This is a genomic window from Sulfuritalea sp. (assembly GCF_017302275.1).
Taxonomy (GTDB): Bacteria; Pseudomonadota; Gammaproteobacteria; order Burkholderiales; family Rhodocyclaceae; genus Sulfuritalea.
This window is the reverse complement of the sequence record NZ_JAFLDR010000005.1, coordinates 59,067-76,709: the sequence shown is the minus strand read 5'-3', so window position 1 is coordinate 76,709 and position 17,643 is coordinate 59,067. Positions and strand designations below refer to the sequence as shown.

General features: G+C 59.0%; 18 protein-coding genes. All 18 read right to left on the bottom strand.

Features of this window, described 5'->3' with window-relative positions:
• Nucleotides 1–23: 23 nt before the first annotated feature.
• Nucleotides 24–941 (bottom strand): 3-deoxy-manno-octulosonate cytidylyltransferase, encoded by a 918-nt coding sequence (locus tag J0M27_RS04100; RefSeq protein WP_294987738.1) that lies wholly within the window; start codon nucleotides 939–941, stop codon nucleotides 24–26.
• Nucleotides 904–1,872, bottom strand: a complete 969-nt coding sequence (locus tag J0M27_RS04095; RefSeq protein ID WP_294987737.1) for a class I SAM-dependent methyltransferase — start codon at nucleotides 1,870–1,872, stop codon at nucleotides 904–906. Before J0M27_RS04095 ends, J0M27_RS04100 begins: the two co-directional genes overlap by 38 nt.
• A gap of 52 nt (nucleotides 1,873–1,924) precedes the next feature.
• Complete coding sequence (locus J0M27_RS04090; RefSeq protein ID WP_294987735.1) at nucleotides 1,925–3,028, bottom strand: Gfo/Idh/MocA family oxidoreductase; 1,104 nt, start codon at nucleotides 3,026–3,028, stop codon at nucleotides 1,925–1,927.
• The gene (locus J0M27_RS04085) at nucleotides 3,025–4,092 is read right to left on the bottom strand and encodes a histidinol-phosphate transaminase (protein ID WP_294987733.1); all 1,068 of its coding nucleotides are present in this window, start codon (nucleotides 4,090–4,092) and stop codon (nucleotides 3,025–3,027) included. The genes J0M27_RS04090 and J0M27_RS04085 overlap by 4 nt, the downstream gene beginning before the upstream one ends.
• A gap of 45 nt (nucleotides 4,093–4,137) precedes the next feature.
• On the bottom strand, nucleotides 4,138–5,094 hold the full coding sequence (locus J0M27_RS04080; protein WP_294987731.1) for a phosphoglycerate dehydrogenase: 957 nt from the start codon (nucleotides 5,092–5,094) through the stop codon (nucleotides 4,138–4,140).
• On the bottom strand, nucleotides 5,091–6,161 hold the full coding sequence (locus J0M27_RS04075; RefSeq protein ID WP_294987729.1) for an AroB-related putative sugar phosphate phospholyase (cyclizing): 1,071 nt from the start codon (nucleotides 6,159–6,161) through the stop codon (nucleotides 5,091–5,093). Before J0M27_RS04075 ends, J0M27_RS04080 begins: the two co-directional genes overlap by 4 nt.
• The gene (locus J0M27_RS04070) at nucleotides 6,154–6,870 is read right to left on the bottom strand and encodes an SDR family NAD(P)-dependent oxidoreductase (RefSeq protein ID WP_294987727.1); all 717 of its coding nucleotides are present in this window, start codon (nucleotides 6,868–6,870) and stop codon (nucleotides 6,154–6,156) included. Before J0M27_RS04070 ends, J0M27_RS04075 begins: the two co-directional genes overlap by 8 nt.
• Nucleotides 6,871–6,872: 2 nt before the next feature.
• A complete protein-coding gene (locus tag J0M27_RS04065; protein WP_294987725.1) occupies nucleotides 6,873–7,484 on the bottom strand; it encodes an SIS domain-containing protein in 612 nt (203 codons plus the stop codon).
• Nucleotides 7,477–8,514: a Gfo/Idh/MocA family oxidoreductase gene (locus tag J0M27_RS04060; protein ID WP_294987723.1), complete on the bottom strand. Its 1,038-nt coding sequence runs from the start codon at nucleotides 8,512–8,514 to the stop codon at nucleotides 7,477–7,479. Before J0M27_RS04060 ends, J0M27_RS04065 begins: the two co-directional genes overlap by 8 nt.
• Before the next feature lie 47 nt (nucleotides 8,515–8,561).
• Nucleotides 8,562–9,401 (bottom strand): FkbM family methyltransferase, encoded by an 840-nt coding sequence (locus J0M27_RS04055; RefSeq protein ID WP_294987721.1) that lies wholly within the window; start codon nucleotides 9,399–9,401, stop codon nucleotides 8,562–8,564.
• 25 nt (nucleotides 9,402–9,426) lie between these two features.
• Nucleotides 9,427–10,140, bottom strand: coding sequence for a 6-phosphogluconolactonase (gene pgl / locus J0M27_RS04050; RefSeq protein ID WP_294987892.1), 714 nt, complete (start codon nucleotides 10,138–10,140; stop codon nucleotides 9,427–9,429).
• Nucleotides 10,141–10,165: 25 nt separating this feature from the next.
• Nucleotides 10,166–11,752 (bottom strand): hypothetical protein, encoded by a 1,587-nt coding sequence (locus tag J0M27_RS04045; RefSeq protein WP_294987719.1) that lies wholly within the window; start codon nucleotides 11,750–11,752, stop codon nucleotides 10,166–10,168.
• Between the two features lie 68 nt (nucleotides 11,753–11,820).
• Nucleotides 11,821–12,624 carry an SDR family oxidoreductase gene (locus J0M27_RS04040; RefSeq protein WP_294987717.1) on the bottom strand — a complete coding sequence of 268 codons (804 nt, stop codon included), beginning with the start codon at nucleotides 12,622–12,624 and terminating at the stop codon, nucleotides 11,821–11,823.
• 10 nt (nucleotides 12,625–12,634) lie between these two features.
• Nucleotides 12,635–13,327, bottom strand: a complete 693-nt coding sequence (locus tag J0M27_RS04035; RefSeq protein ID WP_294987715.1) for an acylneuraminate cytidylyltransferase family protein — start codon at nucleotides 13,325–13,327, stop codon at nucleotides 12,635–12,637.
• Entirely contained in the window at nucleotides 13,324–14,373 is a 1,050-nt protein-coding gene (locus J0M27_RS04030; protein WP_294987713.1) for a Gfo/Idh/MocA family oxidoreductase, read from the bottom strand. The genes J0M27_RS04035 and J0M27_RS04030 overlap by 4 nt, the downstream gene beginning before the upstream one ends.
• A gap of 13 nt (nucleotides 14,374–14,386) precedes the next feature.
• Nucleotides 14,387–15,463, bottom strand: coding sequence for a nucleotidyltransferase family protein (locus tag J0M27_RS04025; protein WP_294987711.1), 1,077 nt, complete (start codon nucleotides 15,461–15,463; stop codon nucleotides 14,387–14,389).
• 15 nt (nucleotides 15,464–15,478) lie between these two features.
• A complete protein-coding gene (gene neuC / locus J0M27_RS04020; RefSeq protein ID WP_294987709.1) occupies nucleotides 15,479–16,642 on the bottom strand; it encodes a UDP-N-acetylglucosamine 2-epimerase in 1,164 nt (387 codons plus the stop codon).
• Nucleotides 16,639–17,643, bottom strand: coding sequence for an N-acetylneuraminate synthase (gene neuB / locus J0M27_RS04015; RefSeq protein WP_294987707.1), 1,005 nt, complete (start codon nucleotides 17,641–17,643; stop codon nucleotides 16,639–16,641). Before neuB ends, neuC begins: the two co-directional genes overlap by 4 nt.

Genomic DNA, 17,643 nt, shown 5'->3' with positions numbered 1-17,643 from the left:
CGGTCACTGATGCCTTCGTCAGCCTACTTGTACAAGGCCCAATATTTGTCGGCAGCCATGTGACGCTCGACCAAATCGATGTCCTGTGGACTGTCGACGGAGAAGGACTCGACATAAGGATACGGCGCTATGTATTGCCGGAACGGCATATCCAGTATCCGGTTGCTGTCGCAGGCCTCCAGTTGCTCGAGCCGTGTTTCGGGATGGATAGAGAAAGCCTTGAGGTACTTCCAGCGAAAGGCAAAAATGCCGTAGATCCGTCGCGCCAGGTGCGCGGGTGTGAAGCTTCCCTTGCAATACGGCACGGGGGCCCGCGACGTATACAGCACCTCGCCCGCGTCGTTGTGAATGATCTTGACCGTGTCCGGATTGCGCCAAATGAACTCCTCGGTGATGTGCATCGCGAGGACCGTGCAGGGAATCGATGGGTCCGCCCGCAGGGGCGCAACCACGGCGTCCATCATGTCCGGGCGCATCATGGGCTCGTCGCCCTGCACGCAGACGACAATATCATCATCGGCAACGCCCCCCTCCAGGCGCTCGGCCGCCTCCGCAACCCGGTCCAGCGCCCGGGTGTGATGTGCGCCCGTCATGATCACGGGGAAGCCTTTGTCGTTGGCGAACTGCTCGATCTCGCGATCGCAGGTGGCCAGCACCAACTGGTCCCAACCCTGGTACATCCTGGCCCGCAGCATTACGTGTTCCAGCATCGGACGGCCGTGAATCGGGTACAGGGGCTTGCCGGGGAAACGCGACGCCGCCATGCGGGCGGGGACAATGCCTATGGTTTTCATCTTCGCCTTTGTCAGAGATATGAAAGTCGGTGAAGGAATCAATATTCCGAAAGAGTCGGCGCTGGCGACACGGCGGCATAGTCGCTCGAAAGGCAGAAAGACTTCGCCATCACGGCCGCCGCCAGAACCCGCGCAGAAGATCTCCATACAATTTCTCGTCAACACACTCCTGGATGGCCGCGAGGACTCCATCCGGCAGATCCGCCCCGTTCTCCTTCAGGATCGTGTCGCAGTCGAGCCCGTTCGTCTGCAGGTGTACTTTTTCGAAACCGTTCCTCTCGTGCAGCATTGCGTAGGCACCGGTCGAGTAGAGCACAATGTGCTGCTCCCCCATGAGGATTCGCTTTGGGTCCATTCCCGTCTTGCGGGCAACGTCCACCAGCAAGCATTGTCCGTGCGGCACCTCCGATACAAAAAGCCCGCCGGGAACAAGGAGCTCATGGACCCGTCTCAGAAACGCGCCGGGATCCACCACGTGTTCCACCACGCCCCACGCCATGATGATGTCGAAGCGGTGGTCCGTCGCGTAGCCGTCAAGGGAGCCATGGAATACCTCTTCGTGACCGCGGCTGTGCAGCCATTCCACTGCCACCGGATTCATCTCGATCACATGGGAAAGCCAGCCCTCGTCCCGGAACACGTCCGGAACCTCGCCGATGCCGGCGCCGATGTCCAGCACGCGACCTCGTCCGCTCCCTCCCCAGCGGGCAACGGTCTGGGCAAACTTGCGGTGGCCGATCAATTGCTTGCGCTGCTCGAATACGGGAAGCATGGAGCGGCCGTACATTTCGCTGTAGTACTCGTCGCAGTACAGTTCCTCGATACAAGCATCCGAAAGGCGGGGACTGACGTAAAGGGTCTTGCATTCCGCGCAGGTCCGGTGCCAGAAACCCTTCAGCTTGAACGACTGCTCGATGAGGGTCGAATTGCAGTACGGGCAGGGCACTGCCAGCGTGTAGGCCGGATTCAATTCGTTGGCGCCCAGGTAGTACTTTTTGAGCATGGCCTCCCATGCGCTTTTCAGCCCCTCGAAATCCGGCTTGATCCGGTCTGCCCTCAGTATCTGGTCCGTTGCCATTTCGTCCTTGCTCTTTGTGTTGCCCGCTCGCTGTCTTGTTTTCAGTCCAGGCTCAAATGCCCGACGGCACGACGGTGCGATAGATGTCGGCCAGACGCTCGTCTTCGCGGCCCAGGCGAATGCTGTCGCCGGCCTTGGCAACGTCCACCCACCCTCTGCTCTCGTCCGCCCGGTAGAACGAGTTCAGGAGCTGGATCGTGCGCAGCGTATCTTCGTAGGAAACCGGGAACTTCTGCTCCCCCTTGAAGTGCGCCAGGATTTCCTCGTATATCTTCACGTGACCGTGGCCGTAGACGTTCCCCGAAAAGTCCTCTGAGTTTGCCGCGCAGGCCGCCGGATCGGGGGTGTATATCTGCAACTCGTTTACCGCAATGCCGCCGATCTGCGCCAGTCCGTTCTCGCAAACCAGCGACAGGCTGGCCTCGTAGTCTATCGGGCGGGCGGCGGTAGTTACCTCGAGCGCGCCGATCGCGCCGCTTTCGAACTCGATCGCTGCGGTAGCGGTATCCTCGACCTCGATATCGGCGCCAAGTGTCCGGTGCGTGCTGCAAACCCGGCTGACCTCGCCACCCAGGCGTCGCAACAAGTCGATATGGTGTATCCCCTGGTTGGTCAGGCATCCGCCATCCATGGCGAAGGTGCCACGCCATGGCGCCAGGTCATAGTAACGCTGGGGACGGCACCAGCGAACGCGAACCGCCACCGAGCGCAGCTTGCCGAGTTCACCCCGGGTCAATCCCTGCAGCACACGCTTCACCGCCAGGTTGTGCCTGTTCTGGAACACCGCGAATATCTCAACACCGGCGGATTCCGCCTTGGCATAGGCGTCCGCCACCTGCGACGGTTTCATGAAGGTCGGCTTCTCGACGATGATGTTCTTCCGGTATCTCGCAATGATGTCCAGCGCATGTTCATGGTGCATGCCCGAGGGTGTGACGATGGCGACCGTATTGATCTCGGGATTCTCCAGCAGCATGCGGTGATAGTTGTCATAGGCCCTGGCGCCGAACTGGTCGCGATATACATTGGCCTTTTCGATCGCCAGATCGCAGATCGCCACCAGTTCGACGCCATCGGTTTCCGCGATCGACCGGCAGTGATGACCCGAAACACGACCGCAGCCGATAACTGCAACCTTGACCAAACTATCCTTCATCGCCTGCTCTCCACAACTGCCTGCCTGATTAAACCGGCCACTATTTCCATGACCGGCCGGGGTGCCACCGAGAACCTGCTGTAGCCTGCCAGGCTGGGGGTATCGAATGTCGCACGGTAATACACTCTCGACGACAGTGCGGCATGAATTGCCTGCGAGTTCGCGCCGAAGGCGACATGCAGAAAGTTGCCCGCCGTCGGCAATACGGCGAAACCGAGCGCCTGCATTTCTTCGACAAAGTAGTGCTTGCCCTCCCGAATTCTGGCCACGGACTTCAGCATATCCGCGGAGCGGTCCAGCATCCCGGACATGAACTCGATGGCGACCGTGCTGACTTCGTACATCGGCCTCATCTTGTGCAGCAGGGCTATCGTTTCAGGATGGGCAACGGCGTAGCCGATCCTCAGCCCGGCGGCGCCCCATGCCTTGGCAAAGGTCCTCGCGACCACCAGATTCCTGGAACTCGTGACCCATGGGACAGCGGTCCACTCATGGAATGGATGATAGGCCTCGTCCAGCAGCAATACGGTTCCGGAATCCTCGCACGCCGCGAGCACATCGCGCAGGGCTTCCGGTGCCAGCGTGGTACCGGTCGGGCTGTCCGGATTGGGCAGGCAAAGCAGCTTCGGCCTGATTTTCCGCACGGCTGCGATGATTGCGCCTGCGTCAAGAAAAGGTCCAGCCTCGGTTCTCGCGTACTCCAGCGTCCGGGCATCCGCACCGAACATCTGGCTGTAGACCGGGTACATGGCGAAGGTCGGCGAGGTGTGGACCACGGCATCGCCCTCCTCGACGAAGGCCTCGAACACGAGGCGGATGGCCCCATCGCTGCCCGGCGTCAGAAGCAGATGTTCCGGATTGATGCCAAGCCACCGGGCGAGCTTGCGATAGACTTCGCCCGCTTCCGGATAGGTATTCAGGGCCCGGGTTGGCAGCGCGAGCAGAACGCCATGCAATACGGCCTCCAGCTCCTCGTCGAGATTCTCGTTCTTGTCCAGCCACAGGCGGCCGGGATCACGCGGTGCCGAACCGAGCGCGCTGGGACGCTGCAGGGCGGGGTTCAACAGGGAACGTCGGGGTCTTATACTCATGCGCGCCTTCGTGCCGGATTATTCCTGGCCGAACTGTGCCTCGACCGGAATGCTGTTGTCGTCGAGTCCGGCGATTGCCGCGCGTCCCATGGCCAGTATCGCCTCACGGGCACTGCCCCCAATGTGGGGCGTGGCGAGAAAATTCGGAAGCGACACAAGTTCTGCATCCAGCGGCGGTTCGACGGCGAATACGTCAAAAGCTGCCGCCGCCAATCGCTTCTCCTGCAGCATGCGCTTCAGCGCAAGTTCGTCAACCAGCCCCCCGCGCGCAAGATTGATCAGCACCGCGGAAGGCTTCATCAGCGAAAGCCGCCGTTCGTCGAGCATGCCGCGTGTGCTCTGATCCAGCGGCACATGCAGGGTCACCAGGTCGGACTGCGCCAGGAGTTCCTCCAGGGCCACCGGCTTGACGGCGTGGGCCTCGTAGAATTCCCGATAGTCGCGAATGTCGTTGGCGAGGACCAGAGTCCCGAAGGGCTTCAGCAACTGGACGAGGTCCTTGCCGACATTTCCGCAGCCGATAATGCCGACCGTTCGCCCGGAAAGGTGTCCGCCGACATGCTGGCGCCAGGTTCCGGCAAGAACCTCGCGGTTGGCCGCCGGAACGTGGCGCAGCATCGCGATGGCGAAGGAAATCACCAGTTCGGACACCGACCGCCGGTTCACGCCGCCCATCCATCCAAGCCGCTTGCCATGCGCACGCATCGCCGCCATGTCGATCATGTCCAAGCCGACGCCATACTTGCTGAGCACCTTGAGGTCTGGAAGTCTGGCCAGTACCGAGTCATCGACCACTTCCAGGGCGGTGATGGCCTTGTCATGACCTTTGAGGAATTCAACCAGGCTGTCACCCCGAAGTTGCAGGCCGGCATCATTGAAGGTGACGTTCGGGTAACGCGCCAGCAATTCCGCACGCAGAACCGGGTTGGCGGAAAAGGAACGGGAGCAAACCGCGACCCTGATTTCTCGACTCATGCGCCAAGCTCTCCCAGAAAGCTCTTGCATTGTTCATGAAAGGCACCATCCGGCGGGACCTCAACTCGCTGGATGGCGGCGCTCTCGCCCACCGGCAGAATCAGTCCCAGCCTGGTGCTGGTGTTCTTTTTGTCCTTCATCAGGGCGGACAGAAGCGAAGCCAGGGGAATCGGCGTGGCGGAAAAGTCGCCGTAGTTCATGCGCAGCGTTGAATGCATTCGTGCAAAGTGACTGGCCGGCAACAAGCCCCGTGCCGTGGCGACATGATTGGCCATGTCCATGCCCATGGTCACAGCGATTCCGTGCGGCACCGCGTAATCGGTGGCTGACTCGATGGCGTGGCCGAAGCTGTGCCCGTAATTGAAGATATTGCGTATCCCCTGGTCGAACTCGTCCTCTTCGATGAAACGCTGCTTGATCAGCAGCGCCGATCGGATGTACTTGCCCAACAAGTCTCGGTCCGCAAACAGGCGGTCGAAGTCGGCCGCCAGGCGGTCGAACGAAGCGGCGCCATCAATTGCGTGAACCTTGATTATTTCCCCGACTCCGGACCGGATTTCGCGGGAATCCAGCGTGTCGAGGAATCCTGGATTGACAAATATCTGCTGCGGCGGATTAAAGGTCCCGAGGATGTTCTTGGCATCGCCGAGATTGATCGAACTCTTCGACCCGATGCAGGAATCCGCCTGTGACAACAGGGTCGTGGGAACGAAGCGCCAAGGCAATCCGCGCAACAGCGTGCTGGCGATGAAGCAGGTGATGTCCTGGACGATGCCTCCGCCGATTGCCACCAGCACGTGGTTCCGCCGCACCTTGTTGCCGACCAGTTGCTCGAACACCGGAATGATGCTTTGCAGCGACTTGTTTTCTTCCTTCGCCTCGATCAGGATCAGATTGGGATGGGCGAGTATTCGTTCCAGGGGGTGGGCGTAGAGGCGGGCCACGGTGGCATCGACCAGGAAATGCGGCTCCCCCTGCAACAGGCAGGCCGGATCGCGCAGGAGGTCGCCGGCGAACGACACGGCATACGGCCCTTTGTGGGACTGGATTACCAGGCCTTCAGACACGACTGAAACCCCCATCCACGGCGATGTTCTGGCCGGTCAGGTAGGTGTTTTCCTCGCTCGAAAGCCAAAGAACCGTCCGGGCAATCTCGTCTATCCGGCCAAGGCGTTGCGACGGTATCGCTGGAATCAGAGCCTGGATTCCTTTGTCCCCGAGCACCCGCCGCGTCAGGTCGGTATCGATGAAGCCTGGCGCCACGCAATTGGCAAGCACGCCATGGGCGGAGTACTCGGCGGCGAGCGCCACGGTCATTCCGTCCAGGGCGAACTTGCTGGCGGAATAGGATGCACGCTGCGCCTTGCTGATCTTTCCCCAGATGGACGAGACGTTCACTATCCGGCCCCAGCGCTTGCGAGCCATGGCCGGAAGCGCCGACCGACATAGAAGGAAAGGGGCAAACACGTTCACTTGCTGGATACGCTGGAAATCGTCCGGATCGATTTCGGCGAATGGAGCGATTCGGTTAATTCCTGCGTTGTTCACGAGCACATCGGGTTCCGTCTGTCGCACGAATTCGGCGCAGCTGCGAATCTGTGCAAGGTCCGAGAAATCGGCCAGCACCCATTCGTCACAAGCATCCTTGCCCTCCGCACCCAGCGCGGTGCGGGTTCCCGTCACCGTCGCGCCCTCGGTTCGGAACATCGCGGCGATTGCGTTTCCTATCCCCCGCGAGGCCCCTGTGACGAAAACCTTCTTGCCGGCAAAACGCATGGTCAGGGCTTTCCGCCTGCTTTCACATACCGCATCAAATAGGCACCGACCAGATGATCAAGAACCATGTGCGCATCCTCGGCAGGCCCGTACTCCTTTGGCCCGGTCGGCACGTGGATTCCCTCGCTCGCCATCGCCTTGATCCTGCCACCGTCAAAGGCGGTAATCGCGACGGTTTTGATCCCCGCCGAGTTTGCGTAGTCGAATGTCCGGACCAGGTTTGGCGAATTGCCGGAGGCCGAAATGCCAACCAGTACGTCGCCCGGGCGACCCAATACCCGCAGTTGCCGAACGAAGATCTCCTCGTAGCCGAGATCGTTGCCCAAGGCCGTGAGTACCGGAACGTTGTCGGTCAGGCTGATGACGCGAAATGGCTTCTCATAGTCGTTGGTACCGAACGCCAGGTCGTTGGCGAAGTGGCTTGCCGTCGCGGCACTGCCACCGTTGCCGACGAAGAAAACGGTGGATCCGCGCTCGCGTGCCTCCAACAGGGTTTCGACGAAGCGCGCAATTTCCTTGACCTCGATGCCTTCCAGAACCGATTGCAGGTACTTGATGTAGGCGTCGGCGAATGCAGCGGGGTCGGGAGAAAAGAAGCGGTCGATGTTATTCATGGATGTCAGGGTCTTGAATGTTGTATGCCTTGCGCCAGGCTGAATCGGCGTGATAGATCTTGAAGACCAGCTGCATGGTACGCAGCGCATCGTCCGAAGTACCGCTTTGTACCGGCTTGCCGTTCAACACGGAGTCGGCAAATGCTCGCATCTCCTCATCCCAGGACGGGTCCCGGTTGTAGCGGGTGATGACCTCCTTCGGATCGCCGCGATCATTGTCGGGGTCGGCGCGTACCACGGTCAATGTCTCTGCGCCATAGCTCTTTGTACCGGAAAGAATGCCGCCAAGAATCAGGCTGCCCCGGTCCAGATTGATGTCGAGATGGAAGCGGTGGCGCCACTGGGTGGCAGAGGAATTGAGCATGCCGACCACGCCTTCGGCGGTTCGCATCAGTGCGTAGGCATTGTCTTCAACGTCGTAGCCCCAATGGCTGTTTGAAATGAAGCTGTGCACCTCGGTGAAATCGCCGCCCAGCAGCCGCATCAGGTCGACCATGTGAATCCCTTGGTCAAGCAGTACGCCACCCCCGGCAATTTCACGTTTAGTGCGCCAATCCGGCTGGTTGAAGGTGATGAGCTTGGCCTTGCCATACACGCCACGCATATTAATGACCTTGCCGAGTTCCCCGGAACGCATGATGGCGAGGGACTCCTGCACCGACTCGTGGTAACGGTGATTGAAGCCATACATCAGCTTCAGCGAGGGATGGCGGCGCTCGTGCGCGATGACCCGTACGATGTCCTCGACGCTGCGCCCGGGTGGCTTTTCGCAAAATACGTGCAAGCCGGATTCGAGGCCGGCGATCGTCACGTCTGCGGCGATGTCATTCGTCAGGCAGACAATCAGCGCATCAAGGCCTTCCTCCAGCAAACGGCGGTAGTCCCGGAAATACCGGGTGCCGTCGGGAAGCATTCCTTCCCCGTCAAAGGCCTGGTCGCAGACTGCCACCACCTGCATGTGCGGGTGCCGCTCGATGCAGTCCCTGCGCCGTCTGCCCACCACTCCGAACCCTGCGATTCCAACTTTCACGCTAGGCATGATTCCTCAATTCGCGTCCGATGGAGACAGGGGCATCGCTATCTGACCCATATCTGATTGAAGGTGTATTGGGCCATGCCGGTGTCAAACTCTTCCGCATGCCGCTTTTCGCGCAGCGAAAGCCCCGACTGCTGCAAGTACATGCTCGAATCATTGGCCTGCGCCTTGAAGCTGTCATTTATCTCGATCAGGATGCCTCTTATGGTCTTCAGCAAAGGTAGCCCGCCCTTGAGAATCAGGTGTTCGATGCCGTCGACGTCCATCTTTATATAGTCTGGGTGGGGAATCCTGAGCAGTTCGACCGCATCGACCATCGAAAGACCTATGGTCGGGAACTTGAATACCTGGTGCATGACCTGTCCGTCATGACCGTACTCCTGACCAAAACTCGACAACGCGCCGCCCCATTCGGTGGTGGTCATGTTAAGCGTACTGACCGCCAGTCCGTCTGACAGCGGCAACGGTACCAGAGTTATCCGTTCGGTCAAGCCGTTCAAGAACACATTGCGCGCCAGCAGTTCAAGGTTGAAGACCGACGGCTCGAAAGCAAAAACCCTGCAATTGCGGTGCTTGGCCGCATAGCACGCGTAAAGGCCGACGTTCGCCCCGATATCCCAGAGTACCGAACCCTCGGGAATTCCGTCAATCCATTCCAGTGTCTCCGGTTCCTTTGTGGAAAAGGTCTCGACGCGGTATTGATTGAGCGCATTGGGTACGGCAAAACTCAGGCTCGTACCCTGATGGCTTGACCTCCGAGTTCGATTCATCGCTTCGCCGACAATCCGGGCATAGACGTAGCGCCCGGGAATCGTCTTCCCCATGAGGGCAACCGACCAATCGATCAATTGTTTGATGCCCGCCTTGATGAGCTTTTTCAAACTGTCGCGCCTTTTGGAGAATTTTCTAGCGGATCTGCCCTGCAGCCGCCTCATCCAGCAACCAGGTCGCGTTCAATGCCATGCGCACCGGCAGCGACATGACGTCACGCGGGGATTTCATTGCCTCGGCCAGCACCCGACCCTTGTCTTCGCCAGTCGCCAAGAGGAAGACGGTTTCGGCATTGGCGACGACCCTGCCCGTAATGCTCAAGCGCGGATGCCCTGCATCCGGGCCCTGCACCGGCAGCACGGTCCGCTCCGTCGTACGCAAGGCCTCGCTATAGGGAAACAGGGAAGCGACATGGCCGTCAGTTCCCATTCCCAACAAAAGGATGTCAATCTGTTCTGGAAGCAATGCCTCGTATCTCGTCGCTGCGGCCTCCCGATCCGGATCGTCGGCCTCCATACGGCTCACGCAGGCACCGGAAGGTCTCTCGTTTGCGAACAATGTCCTCATTACCAAGCCGAAGTTGCTATCCCTGTGCTCCGGGGGGACGCAACGCTCATCCCCGAAAAAGTACCGCATGCCCTGCCTTGGCAGTAGCGAGAACCTGAACCAATGATTATAAAGGCCCTCGGCGGTTTTCCCCCCGGTGAGCATCAGGGAACAGGCGCCCCTTCCAGCAATCACCGCGTCAACGGAAGAGCCTATCACTGCCGCAGCCATCTCAGCCCACTCCCTGCCTGTTGGACAGACCACGACATTCGGTTTCGGATCGGTCCCTGATGATGCAGTCATGCGACTTGCGGCAAGCCGCTGCCCTTCATTTTCCATGATCGCCCGCGGCAGCATATTGCATCGCACGTTTCGCCAGGACCTCCCGTATCGCGACGACTGCAGTGTTCAGCAGGTCCGCCGGGCAGTTGGCGAAACGGACCAGCGAAGGAGCATCGCCGAAATTCTGTTCAACAATGGACTGCGTCGGATCGTAGTAGATCGCCGGGACATCCAGTGCATCGGCTATGTATGCCGGCGAACTGAAAGGGTATACGACAGCCAGATGGCTGCCGGATATCAATGAATAGATGTTGCTTGAGTGTTCGACAAGGGAAATGACGCCCGAGGAATTCAGTTGGTCCAGGTGGTCGAAATACGTCTTGTCGTAAATTGCGTTGTAGCCCCGTTTGGTCTTCAGGCGCAACAAAACCGTCTTCTGCAGGATCGCTTCCAGCCTCGGCCGCAAAGCAGTGACATCGGCGATGAACGCGCTCAGATTGTCGACATTATTGTAGTTGGAGATGTATCCGCCCGCATGCAATGCAACGTCGTCGCTAAAGGGCGAGATATCAAATACGACGATATCAATGCTGCTTGATGACGGGGTCCCGGATTCCGGCAGGTACCAGACTATCGGTCCCACCACTTCGATTGCTCCGCGGTGTCCCAATGTCCTGAGATAGTCGCCAAAAGTCCGGGTCCACACCCAATGCGTATCGACTCGAACCCATCGCGCGCAGGGAATCTCTGACCCCACCGAATCTGCGGCGTAGCTAACGGGCTTGAAGTTCTGTGCGTACCAGACCAGGTGCAGCTTCGTATTCGGCAATCCCCGGACCCAGAGCGGCTGGCTGTTGTAGTTGGAGGTGGTGAAAACGATTGCCTCTATCAGGCCAATTCGATCAAGACCAAATGAGATCGCGCTATAGGCGAAGTCCTTGCCCAGCAGGGAGAGCGCGGGTAACCGAATGACGGCGACTAAATACTGGAACAAAAACACAAGGTGCTTTTGCGCCAGGGCAAGCCTCGCAAACAGCCCCAATCGCGAGCAACGCAGGAGGCTGATCAGGGGCCGGGCGCAATAGGCAAACTCGGTGCGCGTCGACACGGCCTCGCGGATCGAACATTGAATCAACAGCCGCTTCGCATTTGCAAGCGGTTCAATCGGACCGCGCCGGCAATAGGCTACGAATCTTTCGTCGCTCCCGTTCGCGAACAGGCTTTCCATCCCGACTCCGAACACAAGGACGGCAGGCTGACGGGTTGCAGCCGCTCTGGTCGGGAACAAGATGGCCCCCAGACAAAATCCCCAGTGAAGCAGGAAATCCATCTGATTGGCCAGCAGTTGCGTCAAGGAAACGCGAACGGCGCCAGTCCCCAGTTCCAGGGACGCACGTCCGCACTGAATGCGCGAACCGGTAGATGGAAAGCTGTCTGCTGCCGTACTGCAAAGCGCCATCACCGCTACGGCATAGGGAGTCAGGCTGAGTTCAATCAGTCGTTGCATCAGTCGATCGACCAGCATCCCGGATGAATAACCGCAGGCCGCAAACAGCCTCGATTGGAGCCAAAGCTTCGCATTTTCGATTTCGCGGCCGAACGCAAGGAAGCTGTGGTTACTGTTGATGGTCATCTTGCATGGCGCGACACGCACCCGCACTGGAAGTCGCGCAACCGCTCAATATATGGCAAGCCTACTTCTCACCAGATACCCCAACCACCATCAACCGCTAGGTTCTGGCCGGTAACATAGCAAGACAAGTCGCTGGCCAGGTATGCGATGGCTCCGCGGAAATCGTCTTCGGTGGCCATTCGCTTGAGGGGAGTTCGTGCTTCATAGCGCTTGACGAAAGCCTCGGGCTGGTTACGGAAGACACCGCCGGGCGAAATGGCGTTCACCCGCACCTGTGGCGCCATAGTCGTGGCAAGCCAACGCGTAAGTTGTATCAACCCGCCTTTCGACGCGGCATATGCCGCCGGGTTGCCCATGGACGTGTCGTCGTAAAGACTGTAGTCGGGACCATACGATCCGTAGATCGATGAAAGGTTGATGATGCTTCCACCCTTGCTCTGTTTCAGCAGGTGGAGCAGTCCCTTCGACAAGTCGAAAGCAGCCGTGAGATTGACCTCCAGCGCCCTGCGCCATGTCTCCACCGTCTGCTGCTCAAAGGCAGTACCCCAACCCTGCAGACCAGTGGTCCCGACAAAGGCAGCGTTATTGATCAGTACATCAAGGCCGGCACCTTGCCGGACGACGCTGTCGATCAATCGGGCGCGATCCTCCTGCAATTCCAGATCGCAATTGAACGTACGAACCCGCACGCCCCACCTCCCCTCGATCTCTTCAGTCAGTTCGGCATAACTTGCGCCGGGAAGATCAACCAGCAGCAAATCGGCGCCCAATTCCGCAAGCGTGTGAGCAATAACTCTTCCGATCCCCCCGGCAGCCCCAGTGACCAAGACTTGCCTGCCCTGCAGATTCATCAGTTTTTCTATGGTCAGCATGCGCGATTCCTTAACGTGACGCCATCAGGCACTCTGCAATCCTGAAATCAAGCGGGGTGTCTATATCCAGCGCGCGCTCGATCGGAACATGCACATGGCGAATCAGGCCTTCGAAAATTCCATTTTTGGTCATCACAAACTCCGGCCGGACCACATAAGCCACGGTTGTAACATCGAAAACGACCGGAGCGTCCTGGCGACGGAATACCGATCCGACAGGAGGGATAACCAGACCGACGCATCCATCATTCTGCAACTTCACCATATTGAAGTAGGGACTTCGATGGGCATCGGTAACCGTAATAACTGCGTCCACCCCTCCCTTCTCATACTCATCCAGACAGCGCTCCAGATCTTCCACCGCCCTCAACGGCGCAGTGGCGGGAACTGAAACCAGAGCCCCTGGATAGCTGCCCGTTGACTCTTTCAGGTAGTTCAGAGCGTGGCGCCAAACCTGCCACTCGGGCGTATTGTCCTGTGCCAGCTCCGCCGGTCGCATGAACGGCACTTCCGCACCGTGAGTGCGTGCAACATCTGCGATCTCTTCTGAATCCGTCGAGACAATTACACGGTCGATGCGAGAAACGGCTGCGGCTTTTTCTATTGCCCACGCAATCAGCGGCTTGCCAGCCAAACAACGAATATTCTTCCCCGGCAACCCCTTTGATCCACCCCGGGCAAAAACAAAGGCTATCGCTTTCATGCGTCAATCCTATTTTCTGACGGTCTTTTTGCAACATCCATCTGTACTCCGGAAACTGAGGCTTGTCGGGCCGCTTCAATGATTTGCAGGGCCCGCAGTCCGTCCTCACCCGCAACCAATGGGGCCTCTCGCTCCTTGATGCATTCAAGGAAATGCTGCCACTCTTCCAGATAGCTATCGTCCCGCTGGTGTTGGTGACAGAAAATCTCGCTCCACTGGCTTGCCCCTGGGTCAAATCGCTCGACCGAACCGGTCAATCCATTCCAACGCAGGCTACCTTCCGCACCTATAGCCGTGCAGCTTCGCGTGGTGTCGTGGCGGATAAAGTCCAGGCTAAGGGTTCCGACAAGTCGTCGGCCATCGGCCCCTGGTACAAAACCCAGAACCAGGTGAGCCGTATCCTCGACATCGATCTCAAGGGTACTTTGCCTGCTCAGCGCAGCCTGCACCCAATCGACCTCACCGAAAATCCATCGCAAGTAGTCTATTTCGTGACTAAGTTCAAGCAAAGCACCCCCACCGAGTTCACTGCGCGCCGATACTCCCTGTCGATAATCCGTATCGGAACGCCAAGATGGGAGGAATTGTCCGACCTCACAACGGACGGACAGCACCCTGCCGATTACATTCTGGCTAAGCAAGTCGCGAAACCGCCGCAACGAAGGCAAGAATCGCAAGTTGTAGCCGATCATCAGGACGGCTCCCCGTTCACGACAGGTATCGATCAACTGGGATACGCCATCGAGCGTCGCTGCAAGCGGTTTCTCTACCAGAAGATGCGTGCCTGACTTGGCCAGTGGCTGAGCCATCCCCAGATGAAATGTGGCCGGATTTGCAATAACGGCAAGCTGTGGAGCAAAACCGATTGCGTCGTCCACGCGTGAAAAGCTGCCATTTGCAAATTCCGGAATCGCTTCATTGTCCCGATGACGCAGGACACGGATATCTACATCAGGCATCAAGGTCCTGGCGAGGCGCAGATGCCGTTTGCCGATGCTTCCCTGCCCGACGATGAGGGCGCGGCGAATTGACTCTGCGTCTTTCATGGCGACGATATTCCTATGTTCCCGGTTCCGCTTTCATATCGCCCGGCGTTTCGGCTATGGCGCGCTTCAAGTCTTCAGGCCTTCCCACGTCCAGCCACGGCTCGTGCATCGGATACGCCACCGTGCGCATCGCCCGCGCCTGCAGACGCTCAAACAGGGTCGGCATGTCACAGAGATCGTCCTCCCTCAACACGGCGAGGGCCTCGGGATCAAGCGCATAGACTCCCGCATTGATATGGCTGCGGGCTATGGGCTTTTCCTCGAAGCCAACGATATCGACTCCCTCGGTCTGCACCACGCCGAAGGGATGCTGCCACTCGTGAACCCGCACGGCCATCGTGGCGGCGGCCTGGTGACGAATATGGAAGTCCAGCAGTTCGCCATAGCGGATGTCGGTGATCACGTCGCCGTTGGTCACCACAAAGGGAACTTCGGGTCGGGGGCTGAGCAGACCCAACGCGCCGGCGGTACCCAAGGGTGATCGTTCGCACAGGTAGTCGATCTGCACCTGCAGGCGTTCGCCGTTGCCGAAATAGTCCTTGATCATGTGCCCCAGATAGTGGATCGCCAGGACGAAGTGGCTGAAGCCCTCCAGCTTCGCACGCTCGATGATGTGCTCCAGCATCGGCTTGCCCGCGACGGGAAGCAGGGGTTTGGGGCAGTCCTCGGTATGCGGGCGAAGCCGCGTACCCATGCCGCCGGCCATGATCACCATGAGGTTGGCGCGCAGCGGCGGCGTGGTGATCCGGTCCCAGAGATGCAAGCCGACAACGTGGCGGCGCTCATCGACAACTGGAATCTGCTGGATCTTGTTGGCCACCATGATCTGCATTACCGTTTCTCTTCCCATCTGGGGCGGTACTACCAGCGCATTGCGATGGATGATGCTGGCGATCGGACTATTGATATCCAGCCCCCTGAGCAGTCCGCGCCGGATATCCCCGTCCGAAATCGTACCCTCCAGTTCGCCGGCATCATTGGCCACCAAGACGATCTTGATCGCAACCTGGTCCAGATTGCGTATCGCTTGTTGAATGGTGGCACTGGACGGGAGGATGGCCTTCCGCCAGAGTTCTTCGTCTGTATTCACGCGTCGTGCCTCAACTCAAGGTGCGGGTAGATCGAAAAAGGCCTTCTTGGTCACGCCTGCAAGCGCAACGCGGCGCAAGGTGTCGACCACCTTTTTGCTTGCGCCCCCCTCGCCGTAAGGATTGCGCGCTTCACACAGGCTGGCCTGAAAATCGGCGGCATACAGTCTTTGCAGGGCGGCGCTGATGCTCGACCTGATCGGTTCGCAGTTGATGATGCTCACGGCCTGAAGCCGACCACGTTGGCGATCACCGATATTGATGGTTCCCTTCCGGAAACTGGGTACCTCCGTCAAGCCGCTGGAAGAATTTCCGACCACGCCATCGACCAGGGCAATGCAGGACAGGTAACGCAACTGGCCGAGAGACGTGAAGACGTGCGCATTGGCGTGCTGCGCAACGAACTGTTCCAGCATCCCGATCAGGACCCTCCCGTCGGTGTCGGCATTTGGCATGGTGAAAATGAGCTGCGTGTCCTGCAACTCCGCCAAAACGGCTAGCAATTCCGCCATTTGCGCGGCGGCGGTCGAGACTTCCAGTGTCACCGGATGAAAAGTGACGAGCAGGTTTTTTGGCCCTAGCTCGAAGCCGAGCGATGCCTCCAGTTCCGCACGGTCGAGAAGCTTCAAGCGCTTGATGTTGTCGACACCCAAGCCCCCCACCAGGAATACGCGCTCGGGTTGCTCGCCGAGCTGTATCACTCGACGACGATATTCTTCCGCAGCAACGAAATGCAGATGGGACATCTTGGTTATCGAGTGGCGAATTGCTTCATCAATCACACCTTCGGTCGCCTCCCCTCCGTGCAAATGTGCCACGGGAACACGAGCGACCATGGCTGCAATCACGGCAGAAAATGTTTCAAACCTGTCGCCCAGCACCAGCAACAAGTCCGGTTGCAGCTGCTGCAGCGCATCCCCAAAACCGATCAGTCCCACCCCAATCGACTTGCTCACGCCGCTCGGCGTATCCGAACTTAGGAGCATTTCTATCTTGCGATCAATCTTGAATCCGTCCTGCTCGATCTCGCGATAGGTGAGACCGAATTCCGGCGACAGATGCATTCCGGTCACTATCAGCTGCAGTTCAAGATCCCGGCTCGCCCGGATGCCCTCCATTACCCAGCGCAACTGCCCAAACTCGGCGCGGGTTCCCGTCACGATGCAGATTTTCCGCGTCATAGTTCGATCATCTCGTCCGGAAGAAAGTCGCGCGGCGCCTTGCGGCCCATCACCTCGTCCCAGCGCATGGGGGACAGGCCGGACCCCGGACGCTTGGCGGTCAGGTTCGCTGCGCTGAAGACGTCTCCGGCGCGTATTGGGTGCGCAGCCACAAGCGACCTGCGGGCGATATCCTTGTTCCTTGACTCGCTGGAGCTGGGACGCTTGATTCCGTTCCCCATGGCCAACTCGATATTGCGGATGGCGGACACCATGGCGTTGAGCTCGTCAGGTTCCAGGCTCGCCTTGTGGTCGGGCCCGGGAAGCTGGCGGTCCAGCGTGAAATGCTTCTCTATCATGGTGGCGCCGAGTGCCACCGCGGCCAGGGACACCTCGATGCCCGCAGTGTGGTCGGAATAGCCCACCCGCACGCCGAAGGCCTCCCTGATGGTTTGCATGGCGCGAAGGTTGACATCCGTCATCGGTGTCGGATATTCGGTGTTGCAATGGAGTACGGTGATTCGCTCACGATTTGTCCCCGACTGCTCCAGCACTTCCAGTGCCGCTTCGATTTCGCCGAGTGTTGACATGCCGGTCGAAAGAATGGTCGGTCTGCGATAGGCGCCGACCTGGCGCAGATATGGAAGATTGGTGATCTCCCCTGAAGGAATCTTGTGATAGGGCTGCCCGAGCGTTTCGAGGAAATCCAGGCTGACGGGATCGAACGCCGTGGAGAAAAAAATGACGCCGCGTTCCTCGCAGTAGGCCTTGAGCTCCCGGTGGGTTTCCAGCGGAAAAAGTATTTTCCGGATCATCTCGAGCTGGGACTCGTCGGCCCGGGACGTCTCTTTCTGATAGTCCGCCTTTTGCGCGTAGCGGGTAACGACCAGTTCGGGTATTGCCGTCTGAAACTTGACAGCGTCGGCTCCGGCCACTGCCGCCGCGTCGATCAGACCGCGCGCAAGACCCAGATCGGCATTGTGATTGACGCCGGCTTCCGCGATGATGAAAGTTCTGTCCAT

Coding starts and splice junctions, on each gene's coding strand:
- J0M27_RS04100 (WP_294987738.1), bottom strand. CDS start 941: ATGGAGATCTTCTGCGCGGGTTCTGGCGGCGGCCGTGATGGCGAAGTC.
- J0M27_RS04095 (WP_294987737.1), bottom strand. CDS start 1,872: ATGGCAACGGACCAGATACTGAGGGCAGACCGGATCAAGCCGGATTTC.
- J0M27_RS04090 (WP_294987735.1), bottom strand. CDS start 3,028: ATGAAGGATAGTTTGGTCAAGGTTGCAGTTATCGGCTGCGGTCGTGTT.
- J0M27_RS04080 (WP_294987731.1), bottom strand. CDS start 5,094: ATGAGTCGAGAAATCAGGGTCGCGGTTTGCTCCCGTTCCTTTTCCGCC.
- J0M27_RS04070 (WP_294987727.1), bottom strand. CDS start 6,870: ATGCGTTTTGCCGGCAAGAAGGTTTTCGTCACAGGGGCCTCGCGGGGG.
- J0M27_RS04065 (WP_294987725.1), bottom strand. CDS start 7,484: ATGAATAACATCGACCGCTTCTTTTCTCCCGACCCCGCTGCATTCGCC.
- pgl (WP_294987892.1), bottom strand. CDS start 10,140: ATGACTGCATCATCAGGGACCGATCCGAAACCGAATGTCGTGGTCTGT.
- J0M27_RS04045 (WP_294987719.1), bottom strand. CDS start 11,752: ATGACCATCAACAGTAACCACAGCTTCCTTGCGTTCGGCCGCGAAATC.
- J0M27_RS04040 (WP_294987717.1), bottom strand. CDS start 12,624: ATGCTGACCATAGAAAAACTGATGAATCTGCAGGGCAGGCAAGTCTTG.
- J0M27_RS04035 (WP_294987715.1), bottom strand. CDS start 13,327: ATGAAAGCGATAGCCTTTGTTTTTGCCCGGGGTGGATCAAAGGGGTTG.
- J0M27_RS04030 (WP_294987713.1), bottom strand. CDS start 14,373: ATGAAAGACGCAGAGTCAATTCGCCGCGCCCTCATCGTCGGGCAGGGA.
- neuC (WP_294987709.1), bottom strand. CDS start 16,642: ATGACGCGGAAAATCTGCATCGTGACGGGAACCCGCGCCGAGTTTGGG.
- neuB (WP_294987707.1), bottom strand. CDS start 17,643: ATGGACAGAACTTTCATCATCGCGGAAGCCGGCGTCAATCACAATGCC.